General features: G+C 69.8%; 1 protein-coding gene. It reads right to left on the reverse strand.

Going from position 1 to position 255, the window contains the following annotated elements; translation table 11 throughout:
• Positions 1-197: hypothetical protein (locus AC13HU_RS38390; RefSeq protein ID WP_483046608.1), on the reverse strand; the 197-nt coding region annotated here is incomplete at its 3' end.
• Between the last annotated feature and the right edge of the window lie 58 nt (positions 198-255).

A 255-nucleotide genomic window follows, 5' to 3' on the forward strand; every position in this document is an offset into this window, starting at 1 on the left:
AAGTGCGCCACCGGAGCGGACCGCAGCAGCGCCATGACGTGTTCACTGAACGGGATCAGTGCCCCTGCCGCTCGCAGCAGAGCGGCGTGCACGAAGCCCTCCGACAGTCGGGCGTCATGCAGATCGGTCGCTGCGAGCGCGGTCCGCAGCGAGGGAACATGCTGGTGGACGAGTTGATAGACCGCCAGCGCATGCACGCCAGGCCCATACCGGGCCGGCGCGCCCGCTCCCTGCGGTGCAGTGGCGCGTGTGGTG

Source organism: Streptomyces sp. NH27 (assembly GCF_056859195.1).